The organism is Mycobacterium colombiense (assembly GCF_001672755.1).
Taxonomy (GTDB): domain Bacteria; phylum Actinomycetota; class Actinomycetes; order Mycobacteriales; family Mycobacteriaceae; genus Mycobacterium; species Mycobacterium colombiense_C.
On sequence record NZ_LZKI01000185.1, the window covers coordinates 34703 to 49511 of the forward strand.

The 14809-nt window shown below is 68.3% G+C and carries 12 protein-coding genes; 8 read left to right on the forward strand and 4 right to left on the reverse strand.

The window, feature by feature from the left end:
• Nucleotides 1-85: 85 nt before the first annotated feature.
• From A5708_RS23530 to A5708_RS23540, 3 genes are read left to right on the forward strand one after another with little or no spacing between them, the layout of a single operon-like run.
• Entirely contained in the window at nt 86-1102 is a 1017-nt protein-coding gene (locus tag A5708_RS23530) for a chemotaxis protein CheB (RefSeq protein ID WP_065030929.1), read from the forward strand.
• Nucleotides 1095-1853 (forward strand): STAS domain-containing protein, encoded by a 759-nt coding sequence (locus tag A5708_RS23535; RefSeq protein ID WP_419538351.1) that lies wholly within the window; start codon nt 1095-1097, stop codon nt 1851-1853. Before A5708_RS23530 ends, A5708_RS23535 begins: the two co-directional genes overlap by 8 nt.
• Before the next feature lie 55 nt (nt 1854-1908).
• Nucleotides 1909-3750 carry a CheR family methyltransferase gene (locus tag A5708_RS23540; protein ID WP_065030916.1) on the forward strand — a complete coding sequence of 614 codons (1842 nt, stop codon included), beginning with the start codon at nt 1909-1911 and terminating at the stop codon, nt 3748-3750.
• Here A5708_RS23540 and A5708_RS23545 read toward each other — a convergent pair whose 3' ends face one another.
• Nucleotides 3751-4662 (reverse strand): chemotaxis protein CheB, encoded by a 912-nt coding sequence (locus A5708_RS23545; RefSeq protein ID WP_065030917.1) that lies wholly within the window; start codon nt 4660-4662, stop codon nt 3751-3753.
• A 204-nt stretch (nt 4663-4866) separates the two neighbouring features.
• Between A5708_RS23545 and A5708_RS23550 the strand changes: the two genes are divergently transcribed.
• On the forward strand, nt 4867-6033 hold the full coding sequence (locus A5708_RS23550; protein WP_065030930.1) for a glycosyltransferase: 1167 nt from the start codon (nt 4867-4869) through the stop codon (nt 6031-6033).
• Nucleotides 6034-6067: 34 nt separating this feature from the next.
• Nucleotides 6068-7165, forward strand: a complete 1098-nt coding sequence (locus tag A5708_RS23555) for a helix-turn-helix transcriptional regulator (protein WP_065030918.1) — start codon at nt 6068-6070, stop codon at nt 7163-7165.
• 15 nt (nt 7166-7180) lie between these two features.
• Here A5708_RS23555 and A5708_RS23560 read toward each other — a convergent pair whose 3' ends face one another.
• A complete protein-coding gene (locus A5708_RS23560) occupies nt 7181-8566 on the reverse strand; it encodes a flavin monoamine oxidase family protein (RefSeq protein ID WP_065030919.1) in 1386 nt (461 codons plus the stop codon).
• Between the two features lie 119 nt (nt 8567-8685).
• Here A5708_RS23560 and A5708_RS23565 point away from each other — a divergent pair, with 119 nt between their 5' ends.
• Nucleotides 8686-9651 carry an alpha/beta fold hydrolase gene (locus tag A5708_RS23565; protein ID WP_065030920.1) on the forward strand — a complete coding sequence of 322 codons (966 nt, stop codon included), beginning with the start codon at nt 8686-8688 and terminating at the stop codon, nt 9649-9651.
• Here A5708_RS23565 and A5708_RS23570 read toward each other — a convergent pair.
• Nucleotides 9646-10992, reverse strand: coding sequence for a flavin monoamine oxidase family protein (locus A5708_RS23570; protein WP_065030921.1), 1347 nt, complete (start codon nt 10990-10992; stop codon nt 9646-9648). The two genes, A5708_RS23565 and A5708_RS23570, sit on opposite strands and share 6 nt — an antisense overlap.
• 211 nt (nt 10993-11203) lie before the next feature.
• Between A5708_RS23570 and A5708_RS23575 the strand changes: the two genes are divergently transcribed.
• A complete protein-coding gene (locus A5708_RS23575; protein ID WP_196772728.1) occupies nt 11204-12442 on the forward strand; it encodes an MFS transporter in 1239 nt (412 codons plus the stop codon).
• Entirely contained in the window at nt 12439-13806 is a 1368-nt protein-coding gene (locus tag A5708_RS23580) for an LLM class flavin-dependent oxidoreductase (RefSeq protein WP_065030923.1), read from the forward strand. The genes A5708_RS23575 and A5708_RS23580 overlap by 4 nt, the downstream gene beginning before the upstream one ends.
• Nucleotide 13807: 1 nt before the next feature.
• Here A5708_RS23580 and A5708_RS23585 read toward each other — a convergent pair.
• The coding region (locus tag A5708_RS23585; protein WP_065030931.1) for a hypothetical protein at nt 13808-14809 on the reverse strand (1002 nt) is incomplete at its 5' end.

A 14809-nucleotide genomic window follows, 5' to 3' on the forward strand; every position in this document is an offset into this window, starting at 1 on the left:
CCACCGCGCAATCCGGACAAACGGCACGAACGCGGCCCTATTCATCATGTGGGGGGTTGCCTACGATCTATAGGGGTAGTCGAAAGTGGTGATTGAGACGGCTGAAGTCGGCGCCCTGCAAGGTGTGGTAGCGGTCGGTGCGTCGGCCGGCGGTGTTGAAGCGTTGTCGAATCTTGCCGCCGGGTTATCGCCGGACGTGCCCTACGCCTATCTGATGGTGCTCCACGTGCCCGCCGGGGCGCCAAGCATCCTGGCGCGCATCGTCGACCGCAGCGGTCCGTTGCCCGCGGTCGCCGCCCAAGACGGCGCGCGCCTCGAGCCGGGCCACATCTATGTCGGCATTCCGGACCGCCATCTGCTGGTCGCCGATCATCACGCGCTGCTGTCCCAGGGGCCGACCGAGAACGGACACCGGCCGGCCATCAACGCGTTGTTCCGGTCGGTGGCCTTGGCCTTCGGGCCCCGCGCCATCGGCGTGCTGCTCTCGGGTGTGCTCGACGACGGCGTGCTGGGAATGGCCGCCATCCGCTCGCGTGGCGGCACGACCATCGGACAGTCACCCGAGGACGCGCTGTTTCCGGCGATGCCGACCAACGCCCTGGACGCCGGTGTGGTGGACCGGCAGGCCCCGGCGGCCGACATCGGCGCGGTCCTTAAAGAGCTGTCGCACCGAGAATTAGAGGATCCTGAAATGGAGCGCGACGCCGCGATGGAACTGGAGAACCGCATCGCCATGACTTCGAGGTTCTCGACCGATTTCGACGCCCAGCAGTTGGGTGCGCCGTCCGGTTACACGTGCCCGGACTGTAACGGCTCGCTGGTGTCCATCAGCGAGGGCAACTTTCGCTGCCAGGTAGGCCACGCCTGGACCGCGGAGTCTCTGCTCAGCGCCCGGGACGACGAGGTCGAGGGCGCCCTGTGGGTGGCGCTGCGCAGCCTGCAGGAAAAGGCCAGGCTGGCCCGGGAGATGGCGGGCAAAGCCGAACCTGGTCTGCTGCTCCGGCGCTATACGGCCATCGCGGAGGAAACCGAGCGGGCGCTCGAGGTACTCAGCGACCGGCTGTCGACTACCGCTCCACATGGCGGTGAGCCCGGTGACTGACGTCAGTCCCGCCGTCCGAATCCGCGCGGAATCGCACGAGGACGTGCCCACCCTGGTGGTGGAGGGCGTGCTCGACAGCTCGACGTATCGAACCGTCCGCGACGCCGTCATCAAGGCCGCGATCGACGAGCCACGCGCGGTGATCGTCGATACCAACCGTCTGCACGCGCCGTCGGCGTCGGCCTGGGCGGTGTTCACCAGCGCACGCTGGCACTGCAGCGTCTGGCCAGACGTGCCGATCCTGTTGGTGTGCGCCGAACCGCGGGTGCAGAGGGAGATCGACAAGGCCGGCGTCACCCGTTATGTGCCAGTGCATTCCACCCGCGAATTCGCGCTGGACGCCGTGCGGGGCCAGGCCCTCCAGGTGCGGCGGCGGGCGCGCACCGAACTCGCGCGCAACATCAGCAGCCTCGATATCGCACGCACCGTGATCGCCGACTGGCTCACGCAATGGGACGTCCCTGACGCGATCCCGGCCGCGGCGACAGTGGCGACCGTCTTCGTCGAGAACGTCCTCGACCACACCGAGAGCGCGCCGGCGCTGATCGTCGAGAGCTATCAAGACAGCGTCACCGTAGCGGTGGAGGACGGCAGCTCCCATCTGCCGGGCCGGCACGAGGACGCCGACCGCGGCGCCGACATCGTCTCCGGACTGGCCATCGTGTCCGCGCTGTGCCGCGCGTGGGGCGCCACCCCCACATCGTCGGGGAAAACGGTGTGGGGATCGGTCGGGCGGGAAAACCACCTCTGACACCGCGAGTAGTGTTCAAGTCCTTCGGTGGACCCCTAATCCGGACGGGACTTGCATGGAATCCACGACTGACGAGGCCTTCGAGGCCCTGTTGCGCTACATGCGCGATTCCCGCGGCTTCGACTTCACGGGTTACAAGCGCACGTCGCTGATGCGCCGCGTCCGGCACCGGATGGACCAGGCAGGCTATACCGCGTTCGACGAGTACCTCGACTTCCTACAGGCCAGCTCAGACGAATTCACCGCGCTCTTCAACACCATCCTGATCAACGTCACGTCGTTCTTCCGCGACCCGGACGCCTGGGAGTTCGTCAGTACCGAGGTCATTCCTCGGTTGCTGGCCGAGCGCGGCCCCAGCGACCCGATCCGGGTGTGGAGCGCCGGCTGCGCCTCGGGGCAGGAGGCCTACACCCTGGCCATGCTGCTGGCCGAGGCGCTGGGACCAGACGGGTTCCGGCAGCGGGTCAAGATCTACGCCACCGACGTCGACGAGGATGCGCTCACCGAGGCGCGCATCGCCTCCTACGATGCCAAGGCGGTCGAGTCCGTACCCGCGGAACTGCTGGGCCGCTACTTCGAACACGTCAACGGCCGCTACGTCTTTCACAAGGACTTGCGCCGCGCGGTGATCTTCGGCCGCAACGACCTGGTCAAGGACGCGCCCATCTCGCGCGTCGATCTGCTGGTGTGCCGCAATAGCCTGATGTACCTCAACGCCGAGACTCAGCGAAACGTGTTGGGGCGCCTGCACTTTGCGCTTGCGCCGCAGGGCACGCTGTTCCTCGGGCACGCTGAGATGCTGCTGAGTCACGGTGACCGGTTCGCCCCGCTGAACCTGAAGCACCGCATCTTCCGTAAGGCGGCGGGGACGCACGGCGGCGTGGACCGCTACGACCCCAACGCCGCGTTCTATGAACGAAACGTGGACCTGTCGGGGTTGACGACGGTACGCGATCTGGCCTTCCGTGCCAGCCCGGTGGCCCAGATCGTGGTCACCGGTGAGGACACCGTCGCGATGATCAACCAGCAGGCGGAGACCATCTTCGGGCTCTCGGCCCGTGACATCGGCCGGCTGCTGCGCGACCTCGAGGTGTCCTACCGTCCGGTGGAGTTGCGCGCCTACCTGGAGCAGGCGAAGGTGGAGCGCCGCTCGGCGCGGATCCAGGACGTCAAATGGCAGCGGCCGGGCGCCGAGACGGTGTGGTTCGAGATCCACGTGAATCCACTGGTCGACGCCGACAACGGCTTGCTCGGGGTGTCCATCGTGTTCTTCGACGTCACCGCGACCCGCGCGCTGCTGGACAAGGTCGTCCAAACCAACCGCCAGCTCGAGGCGGCCTACGAAGAGCTGCAGTCCACCAACGAGGAACTCGAGACCACCAACGAGGAACTCCAGTCCACGGTTGAGGAACTCGAGACCACCAACGAGGAGCTGCAGTCCACCAACGAAGAACTCGAGACGATGAACGAGGAGCTGCAGTCCACCAACGATGAACTGCACACCATCAACGACATGCTGCGCGAGCGCAGCCTGGAACTGGACGAAGCGAAGCTCTTCCAGGATTCGCTGATCGACTCGGTTCGGATGGGCATGGTGGTGGTCGACCGGGAAATGAAGGTGATCCTGTGGAACCGTGGCTGTGAAGAGCTCTGGGGGCTGCGCGCCGACGAGACGACCGGGACAGGGCTGACCAATCTGGACATCGGCCTGCCGCTCGACGCCGTGCGGCCCTTGATCGGCAACGCGTTCGTCGACCCGGAGAGCTCCGGTGAAGTCGTGGTGGAGGCGGTCAACCGGCGTGGCCGCCCGGCGAGGGTGCGCATCACCTGCACGCCGTTCCGGTCGAGCGAGGGGACGGTCGGCGGGGCGTTGCTGCTGATGGAGGTCGTGGGGTAGTCAGCCGCGGCGTCGCGGCCTGACGTCGCGGGTGGACGCCTCCTCGGCGGCCTGATGAGCCAGTTGCGCGCGGCAACGCGACTCCGCGGCCCTGCGCCGTGCTACGGCCACCGTCTCCTGCGTGGCACCCAATCCCACCGTCAGCTCCTTGCGGCGGCGTTCGAGCTCCGTCGCGCGCATCCGAGCCAGCTCACCCCGCGCCGCCGCACTGTTCGTGCTGAACCTCGGCGGCAGCCGGTCGAGAATGCCGTACGTGGTGACGGCGGCAGCGGGTTGGTCCACAGCGGGTTGGTCCACAGCAGGTTCTGCCGGCGGTTCTCGCCGCGCGGGAAAGGCCGCTCCTCCGACAATGGCGGTCACGACGCCGGCGATTTCGGCGACGTCCAGCACCAGATCGGCGCCGGCACGCGCGGCAGCGATCGGCATCGATGGGTACTGCGCGGTCTCCGGACTCTGGGCGATGACGACGGCGCCGGCCCGCTTCATCGTGATGGTGCCTGCTGCGCCGTCATGTCCGGAACCCGACAGCACCACCGCAATGCTGCGCGGGCCGTACGAGCCGGCGATTGACGCCAGCAGCACGTCGAACACCAGCGCCTGATGCCGCTGCGCATCCTTGAGGCGACAGCGGCCCTCCGCGCTCAGTTGCAGCAGCACCCCCGGTGGGCAGACGACCACCTCTCCGGGCCGCAAGGTCAGTCCGTCCTGCGCCCAACCGATCGCACGACCCGTCTGCCTGTGCAGGATCGTGGTCAGCAGGCTGTCGTGGCCGCCCAGGTGTTGCTGCACGACGACGGCGGCGGGAAAGTCGGCAGGCAGATCCCGCAATACGGTCGACAGGGGTTCCAAACCCCCCGCCGACGCCAGCAGGACCACCAGCTGAACGCCCCGGCCATGCGCGTCAGTCGTCACCTCTTAAGTCTCCACCTTGTCGGCCCGCCGCCATAGTCCTGCGGCGGACGGTCCCGCGCGGCCGCGTTCCAGCAGCTCACCGTGGGTCGGACAGGCGGAGCCTCGCCCGCCCGCAAAAGGCGGTCCAGTCCGTTTCGCGAGTATCGGGCAGGGTATGCCACCTAAGGTTGGTGGATGGACGATGGCGCGCGGAGGGAATTGCAGTTGAGGATTGCAATTGTCAGCGGCGATGACGTCGTAGGGGAGGATCCGGAGCAGCTGTGCGCCGCGCTGGCGGACCAGGGGCATGACGCAACGGTGTGTCTCCGACGAGCCGGTCGGCGCTCGGTAAAGGCAGCCGCGGACGGCCACTACCGCTGCCTGTCGGTTCCCGTCGGCCCGCGCACCTCCGCGTCGTCGATCGACGTCCTGCCCTATGTGGGGGACTGGGCCGCCAAACTCGAGCGGTCCTGGTCAACGGAGCAACCCGACGTGGTACACGCATACGGCTGGCTGGGCGGCTTGGCCGCTCAGTTGGCCGCTCGCCGTCAGCGCATCCCCGTCGTGCAGACCTTCCTGGGTCTGGCCGCCACATCCCGGGGCCACGCCGACGCCGGCTACACGAGCGAACGCGAGCGCATCGAACCGCTGTTGGCGCGCGGTGCGAGTTGGGTCACGGGCGAGAGCAGCGCCGACGTCGACGCACTGGCCCGACTGCGCCGCCGCCGGACCAGGGTTTCCGCCTTGACCTGCGGCGTGGACGCCGAGCGCTATGCCCCGACCGGCCCGGCCCTCTCGCGTAACGGCCTGCAGCGCATCCTGTGTGTGGCGCCGAATCCGCTGTGGCCCAACGGTATCGATATCGGAATCCGCGCCTTGGCCAAGGTGCCTGGTGCGGAGCTGGTGGTTGGCGAGAATGACGCAACGAACGCCGACCATGATGACGCGCGGGCCCGGTTGCGCCGTCTCGCCGAAGAGCTGGGTGTGGCCGACCGTGTCGGCTTTGCCGGGACGGTCGCCGATGACGAACTGCCGAAACTGATCCGGTCCGCCGACGTCGTGGTGTGCACTCCTCGCGAGCCGCCCCGGGCCACCACCGTGTTACAAGCCATGGCCGCCGGGGTGGTGGTGGTCGTGGCCACCGTGGGCGTGCTACCCGACGTCGTGCTCGACGACATCACCGGACTCATGCTGTCGCCGGAGAATCCGGTCGGCCTGGCCGTCGCGTTGAGAAGGCTTCTCGCCCACAGCTTTCAGAGCGAAAGTATGGGCGCGGCGGGTCGCAGTCGCGCGGTGTCACGCTTCGCTTGGGAGCGGATAGCGCTTGATGCGCTGAATATCTACGGCAGCATCGGGTCGCCGGATCGGGCACCGATAGGTACGGCACGGTGATGCGGGAGTTCGCGGTCTTTTCTCAGGGCCGGCCATGACCACCGCGACGAGCGGGATCGACGGCAAGGTCCCCACGCTGGTCATCGATTCCGACGGCGAAACACCCCGGGGGGCTCGGTCCGACTTCTGCCCGCCCCGTTCGGCGCTCGCAGCGGATGCCGAGCACGGGTTCCGCCCGGCCGCCGTGCAGTACAAGCAGTTCCGGACGGCCGATGCGCATGCGACACGTCGATACTTCGCCGGCGCGTATCGGCCGGGCTGGCGAATCTCCGGGCTCGGCAATCACGCCCTGGTGTCACACCGGCGCAGCGACGCGGGCTCGATGACGGTCGACGAGGTGATGATCCAGGGGCGTGCGACGATCGAGATTCCGGCGGCGGCCGACACGATTGTGGTGATCCAGCCGCGCGCCGGGTCGTTGAGTGTCGCGGGCGGACCGGTGGCGACGGCGGACTTCCCGATTCTCGTCGCCCACGGAATGTCTTGCGTATTGCACTGCAACGGTGCGCGTTTCGATGTGGTAACGGTCGAGGCGGACGTACTGCACAAGGTCGCCGCCGATTGGCACACGTCGTTGGCTCAACAGACCCAGTTCGTGAACTGGCGGCCACGTTCCCGTGCGGCCGTGCGGGCGTGGCATCGAGCGCTGGACTATGTGGTGGCCACCCTGGCATCCGCCGACACCGCCAAGCAGCCGCTGATCGCCGCGGGCATGGCCACCCTGGTGGTCGGTGCGCTGCTCGAGTGTTACCCGTCCAACCTCACCGAACAGGATCCGGCCAGCGATCTCGCGGTGCCCGACACCCTCAGGGAGGCGGTGTCTTTCATCCACCGTCATGCCTCCGAGGACATCGGCATCAACGATGTCGCCGACGCGGTGCACCTGACGCCGCGGGCGGTCCAGTACCTGTTCCGCCGGCAGCTCGACACGACGCCGACGGAGTACATGCGTCGCGTCCGGCTCGGCCACGCCCACCAAGAGCTGGTGGCGGCGACCGCCGCCGCGTCCACCGTTACCGAAATCGCCCAACGGTGGGGGTTTGCGCATACCGGCCGGTTCGCGGTGCTCTACCGGCAGACCTACGGTCAGAGCCCGCACACCACGCTGCGGCAGCAGGCCTCGCCCCCCTGATCGCCGAGCGACCGGTCACCCATTCAGTTTGTGCAGCAGCTGGTTCGCGGCGTAGCGACCGCTGGCCAACGCGCCCGCCACGGTGGACGGATTGTCAACGCCCACAGCCTCGCCTGCCAGATAAAGCCGGTCGCCGATCGGTCGCTGCAAGCGGCGCCGGTCGTCCAGACCGGAGCCGGGCGGGTGAAACGAATACGCACCGAGCGCGTAGGGGTCGAGGGTCCAGTTCGACGTTCGCACGTCCGTCAGCGCCACGTTGTCGCCGAACAGCCGGCGGGCCACCGGTAGCGCGCCGGTCAGCAGATCCTTTGGTGCGCAGGATTCCACGAACCGGCCCCGCCCGCCGCCGTGGAAGGCCACGGCGATGGGACCGGTGGTGCTCGGCAAGGTGAACCATTGCGACCACAGCCCGCCTTGGGGCCCGATGTACTGATAGAAAGCGTTGTCTGTCTTCCACTTTCGTTGATCGAAGCGGAAGAAACTCTTCGACAACGCCCCGAAGCCCAGCGCCCGCACCGCTTGGGCATGGCCATCGGGCAGCGGCGGATCGAAGGCGATCACACCTGATTTCAGCACGCCGAGGGGGACCGTCACGATCGCGGCGGGTCCCTGGAACGATCTGTCCTTGGTCCGCACGATGACGGCGCCGTCGCGCTGGACGACGGCGGTGACGGGCGAGTTGAGCTCGATGGTAAGTCCGTCGGCGAGCGATTTCGGCAGGGCGTCATAGCCGTTCGTGATGACGTCCTGGTCACCACCGGTGTAGTCGCCCTTATCGAAGCTGCCGGCCGAGAGCTGGTTCGCGTCGGCGGCGTACTCGTCCTCGATCTCGGTGGTGAGGTAGAACTCCAGCTGTGTGCGATCGGCCGTGGACAGCCGTGCGCTGTCGGCGGCGGCTTGCACGGCGGCGCCCAGGCTCCCCGCACCGGCTTGACCGCGCGCCCGCTCGACAAACGATCGCCAGGTTGCGCTGTGGTAATCCAGCGGCGCCACGGCGGGATCCACCGCGAGCCCGGCCCACCCGTAGTAGTCGGTGCTGACCAGCTGGGCCCCTGCCCGCCGGGCCAGCTCGGTCAGCGGGTTGTCCGTTGTGCCGTGAATCCACGACGCACCCAGCTCCAGGGGCGTGCCCCAGCCGCGATCGGTACACACCCTGCCGCCGATGCGGCCGCGGGCTTCGATGACTCGCACCGGCCGTCCGGCGTCGGCAAGACTGCGCGCGGCGGACAGACCCGCCATCCCGGCGCCGACGACGAGTATCGACGTGGTGTCGGGCGGCGGCGGATCGGACGGGCGGTCGCTCGCATGCGTCGACGGGTTCGACGCGCAGGCCGCCGTCAGCCCACCGCCGGCCATGCCGGTCGCGGCCGCGAAGAATGCCCGACGCGACAACCCAGACACGGATCTAAGCGTCTCATAAGAATCGTTTGCCGGATTTCCCAAAAGCGAACCGAACTTGAGGATAAAATCGTCTCATCCTTAGCTGCGGCAATGGGGCTGCGTTCGAGGGGGGAGCGGTGATGAGTGCTCGACGATCGGCTCGCCCAATTGACCCTTTTCCCGACCAGTTGCCGCCCAGCGAGACGGTGTCGGTCCGGGCCGTCGACGGCACCCGGCTGCACGCCGAGGTGTTCGGGCCGCCCGACGGTTATCCGATCGTCTTGACCCACGGCATCACCTGCGCGATCAGGGCGTGGGCCTATCAGATCGCCGACCTGTCCAACGACTATCGGGTGATCGCCTTCGATCATCGCGGACACGGGCGAAGCGGCGTGCCCCGACCCAGGGGCTACAGCCTCAAACATCTTGCCTCCGACCTGGATTCGGTGCTCGATGCGACGCTGGCGCCCCACGAGCGGGCCGTGATCGCCGGTCACTCGATGGGCGGCATCACCATCGCCGCGTGGTCTGAGCGCTACCGCCACAAGGTTTCCCGTCGCGCCGACGCCGTGGCGCTGATCAACACCACCACCGGAGACTTGATCCGACAGGTGCAGCTATTGCCGGTGCCGTACGGGTTGTCGCCCGCCCGAGTTCTCGCCGGGCGCGCCTTGATCAACGCGTTCGGTGGCTTTCCGGTCCCGGGTGCCGCCCGCATCCCGAGCCGGTACGTGGTGGCGATGCTGGCCACCGGACGAGACGCCGATCCGAGCATCGCCAGGCTCGTCTACGAGCTCTTCGAGAAGACATCACCGGCGGGGCGGGCCGGCTGCGCGAGGGCGCTGGTCGCGTCGCTGGGGTCGCGGTATCTCAACCTGGACGGCCTGACGGTGCCGATGGTGGTCATCGGCAGCGAACGCGACCGCTTGACCCCGATCAGCCAGTCGCGCAGGATCGCCCGCACGGCACCCAACCTGATCGAGCTGGTCGAGCTGCCCGGCGGTCACTGTTCGATGCTGGAACAGCCGCGCGAGGTGAATCGTCAGTTGCGCGCACTCGCCGAGATGGCGATACACAACGCCGCCACCCGGCGGATCAGTTCATAGCAGGGCGGCGATCTCGGCGGCCGCGCGCTGCCCGGAGCGGATCGCCCCATCGAGGAACCCGGTCCACTCGTCGGCCGTTTCGGTGCCGGCCCAGTGAATCGGTCCGACCGGTTCGCGCAGCCACGGCCCGAACCGGGTCCACGACCCCGGCGGGACCGCGGCGGTCGGGCCGCCGGGCGCGAATTTCTCCACCCCCCAACAATGATCGACGTAATCCAGGGGTTTGAGCGCGTCATCACCGAAAAGCGTTGCGAAGCAGCGCAACGCGTCGCGGCGACGCTGGTCGCTGGGCAGTGAGTCGAAGGCGCGGGCGTCGACGAAGCCCATCAGGATGCCGGGACCGTCCGGGTGTGGGCTGACGTCGAAGGTGATGAAAACGGGACCCTCGTCGGACAGCGCCTGCCCGGAAAAGCCGTTGGTCCGCCAGAACGGCGTGGAGTAGGCCGCGTACGCCTTACTGAGCCGGCCCTGCGGCCAATGCCGGGCGAGTTGCTCGTACTCGGCGGGCAGCGGGGGAGTGAACTCGATCGAGGCGCGGTGGGCCGGCGGGATGGCGACGATGACGAACCCGGCCTCGGTCTCGCCGACATCGGTCGTGACGGTGACGCCCGCGCCGTGGCGCTCGATTCGGCGCACCGGGGCGTTGAGCACCACCCGGGTGCCCAGTTCGGCGGCCGCGGCCTCGGCGATCTGTTGGGTGCCGCCGGGGAAGCGGTCCTGTTGGGCGCCGTCTTGGACGTCGAGCAGCCGGTCCAGGCCGCCGGCCGCGTGCGCGTACCGGGCAGCGTGCAGCATCGACACGTCGTCGGGTTCACATCCCCAGGTCACCCGCGCCACGATCGCCAGCAGGTCGTGCGAGGAAGCGGTCGCCCGCACCGAGCGCAACCAGCCGCCGAGCGACAGGCCGTCGAGCTCGCGCGCCCGTCGGGCGTCCCACGGCGCCGCCAGCGGGACGCTGCGCGCGATCCTGTCGAACTGCCACCGCAGCCGGCCGATGTCCACCAGTCCCGTCAGCGAAAGCTTGGGGATGGTGCCGTGATACGCGTGCGTCCATCCGCGCCAATGGATGAGGTTCTTGCCGTCGTGGTGCGTCGGGGTGGTCGGGACGTCGAGTTCGGCGGCCATCGCCAAGACGGCGTCCTGAGTCGGCCCGACGAAAGTGCCGCCCAGATCGGCAGGCAATCCGGCGACGCTGCCGGTCAGCGACCGTCCGCCGACCCGGTCGCGACCCTCGAAAACCACCACGTCATGGCCCTGTTGATACAGCTCGCGCGCCGCGGCGAGTCCGGCAAAGCCCGCTCCGACCACGACAACGTCGACAATCCGCGGGGGTTTTGACACGCGGTCCAGTGAACCGCATTTCTGAGATTTTCATGGCGATTTCTACAAGCCAACTGCCGAACCGGCGGGCGTTTCGCATCACAGCGATGGCAAACATATGCCGACCGGGCCCTGTTAATTACGCTGCGACCACGTGATTTCCGCCAGTTTTGCCGGTTCGGCGCCGGTCGCGGGCACCAAGCCCGACCTGCGAACCGTGGCCCTGGGCAGCATGATCGGGACCACCATCGAGTGGTATGACTTCTACCTGTACGCGACCGCGTCGGCGCTGGTCTTCAAACCGCTTTTCTTCCCGAACATCTCACCGACCGCGGGAACAGTGGCCTCGTTCGCCACCTATGCCGCCGGATTCGGGGCCCGGCCGCTTGGCGCGGTGCTGTCCGGACACTTCGGCGACCGGTTGGGCCGTAAAGCAGTTCTGGTGGGCGCGTTGGTGGTGATGGGATTGGTCACCACCGCGATCGGAGTGCTGCCGACCTATGCCGAGGCGGGGCTGCTGGCGCCGGCCCTGCTGGCGTCGCTGCGTGTGCTGCAGGGTCTCGCTGTGGGCGCCGAATGGGGTGGCGCCGCGGTGCTCTCGGTGGAGCATGCGCCGCCCGATCGTCGCGGATTGTTCGGCAGCTTCACGCAGCTGGGCTCACCGGCCGGCATGCTGCTGGCGACGTCGGTGTTCTTTCTCGCCCGCAGGGCCACCGGGCCCACCGCGTTCCTAGCCTATGGATGGCGAATCCCGTTCCTGCTCAGCGTCTTTCTGGTCGGAATAGGCCTGTTCGTCCGGCTCAAGCTGACCGACGCCGAGATCTTCGACCGGGCCAAGGCGCGTGACGAGCTGGCCCGGCTGCCGATAGTCGAAGTGCTGCGCACCGATTCGCGCAACGTTGCCATCACCACCGGGCTGCGACTCTCGCAGATCGGGCTTTTCGTGTTGCTGACGACGTATTCTCTTACCTATCTGCAGGATTCGTTCGGCAAGGGCAGCTCCGTGGGCCTGATCGCGGTGCTGGTCTCGTCGGCCCTGGGTTTCCTGAGTACGCCGGGGTGGGCGCTGCTGTCGGACCGGGTGGGACGGCGGCCACCGTATCTGTTCGGCGCGGTGGCCGGAGTGGTTGCCCTGGTGTTGTTCTTCGTCGCCGCCGGCAGCGGGTCGGCACTGTGGGTGGTGCTGTCAATCGTGTTCGGCATCAACATCGTTCACGACGCCATGTACGGGCCCCAGGCGGCCTGGTTCGCCGAACTCTTCGACACCCGGGTGCGCTACAGCGGCGCCTCCTTGGGCTATCAGATCGGCGCGGTGCTCTCGGGCGGGTTCGCGCCGTTGATCGCCGCCTCGTTGTTGGTGGTCGGCGGCGGCCGGCCGTGGCTGATCGTGGGCTACTTCGCGGTGCTAGCGTCGATCACGGCCGCCGCCGCGTACGCGGCGGGCGAGACGCGTGAGGATCACCTCGGATGAGTGCACCGCGAAGGATCTTTCTCAACGCCTTCGACATGGCCTGCGTCGGGCACCAGTCCGCGGGGCTGTGGCGGCACCCCGACGACCAGGGCTATCGCTACCGGGAACTGGGCTATTGGACCGAGTTGGCCCGCATCCTTGAGGCCGGCGGCTTCGACGCGCTGTTCCTCGCCGACGTGCTCGGGGTCTACGACGTGTACGGGGGGTCGCGCGACGCGGCGGTGGTCGACGCCGCCCAGTTCCCGGTCAACGATCCGACGGCCGCGGTCTCGGCGATGGCGGCGGTGACCGAGAGCCTCGGCTTCGGAATCACCTTGTCGCTGACCTACGAGCAGCCGTACGCGCTGGCCCGTAGGCTCTCGACGCTGGACCACCTCACCGGCGGCCGGGTGGCGTGGAACATCGTTACGTCCTATCTGGACAGTGCCGCAAGGAATTTGGGGCTTGGTGCCCAGATCCCGCACGACCAGCGTTACGAGATCGCCGACGAGTACCTCGAGGTCTGTTACAAGCTGTGGGAAGGCTCGTGGGAGGCCGACGCAGTGGTGCGCGACGCGGAGCGGGGCGTGTTCACCGATCCGGCCAAGGTGCACGACATCGAGCACAAGGGCCGCTACTTCTCGGTCCCCGGCCCCTTCCTGTGCGAGCCGTCGCCGCAACGCACCCCGGTGCTGTTCCAGGCCGGGGCCTCCCCGCGGGGCGTCCGGTTCGCCGCGGCGCACGCCGAGGCCGTCTTCGTCTCGGGTCCGACGCCGCAGGTCGTGTCCGGTCCGGTGCGGGCGCTGCGCGCGGCCGCCGCCGAGCTGGGCCGCGACCCCCGTTCCATCAAGGTGTTCACCATGGTGACCCCGGTGGTCGGCGAGACGCACGACGAGGCCGTCGCCAAGCTGCAGGACTACCGGCGGTTCGTCAGCCCGGCGGGCGCGCTCGCCTTGTTCGGCGGCTGGACCGGGGTCGACCTGGCCGAGCTCGACCCCGACGAACCGCTGACATACGTCGAGACCGACGCCAACCGCTCGGCGCTGGCATCGTTCACCACCGCCGCGCCGGAACGGGCGTGGACCGTGCGGGAGCTGGCCGACGAGATCGGCATCGGCGGCCGCGGCCCGGTGCTGGTGGGCTCACCGACCGAGGTGGCCGACGAACTGGAGCGGTGGGTCGACGAGTCCGACGTCGACGGGTTCAATCTGGCTTACGTGACGACCCCGGGCACCTTCGACGATTTCGCGAAATTCGTTGTCCCCGAGCTGCGCCGGCGGGGACGAGTGCCCGGGGAGCCGTCGCGCTCCACCCTGCGCCAGCGGCTGGGGGCCGCCGGGCCGCTGCTGCCCGACGATCACCCCGGCGCGAAGCACCGCCGCTGAACTACGGCGCGACCGTCAGCCAGTCCTTGAACCCGGACGGGTCGTGCCGGCCCAGCGCGCCGTGCTCGTAGAGGCCCCAGCCCTCGACCGGCTCGCCGTCGCCGTCGCGGCAGAGCGCGCGGCCGACATGGTCGATCACGCCGAAGCCCGCCCGGCCGATGATGGCCGGGTCGGTCATGTCGTAGGTCAGGCGCTCGGCGAACTTCTCGCCCTTCCACATGCCGTGGATCCAGTCGGAGTCGCCGCCGTAGCCGCCGCCGACGTGAATGGGCACCGGCAGCTTGGACTCGACGTCGAAGTGCACCGGGGTGCCGTCGGGGGCGGTGGCGTCGATCGTCGCCCCGGTCGGGATGCGGGTGCCGGAGCGGTAGTGGATCTTGACCCGCGGCCAGCCCAGTTGCTCGACGCGGCCGTCGCGCCAGATGCGGGTGCAGTCGTTGAGCGAGCGGAACCCGTTGGGCTCCTCCTGGATGATCAGCACGATCGCGAAATCGTCGAAGGCCATGGGCACGTACAGCCACCACATGCCCTCGAAGGGCGGGTCGGCGGGGCGTCCCGCGGGCTCGGCCTCGCCGATCGGACGGATGCCCCAGGACCGGTCGCGGCTGCCCAGCCAGGTGTTGGGGTCGACGGCGATTTCCTCGCCGTCGATGACGATGTGTCCGCTCCAGCTGCCCAGCTGCGCAAAACGCTGCGCGTCCAGCGTCACCCGGTTGCCCGCCCGCAGGATGTGCGGCTGTTCCTGGACGACGTCGAACAGCCCTTTCCAGGTGAGATCGGCTGCGATGCCTTCGGTTTCGTCGAGGACGATCCGCAGCTGGTGCAGCGGTTCGATGACCTCGACGCGGTAGCCGTTGACGTGCTGGTTGAGCCGGTCCTGGTCGATGGCGTCCGAGACGTGCACCGCGGTCTGGGTGTCCCCGCGCCGGACGAGCAGGAACGCATCCTTGACCCCGAGGTTGGGGTAGTACCCGATGCCGCTGATCACGAAGATGTTCCCGGT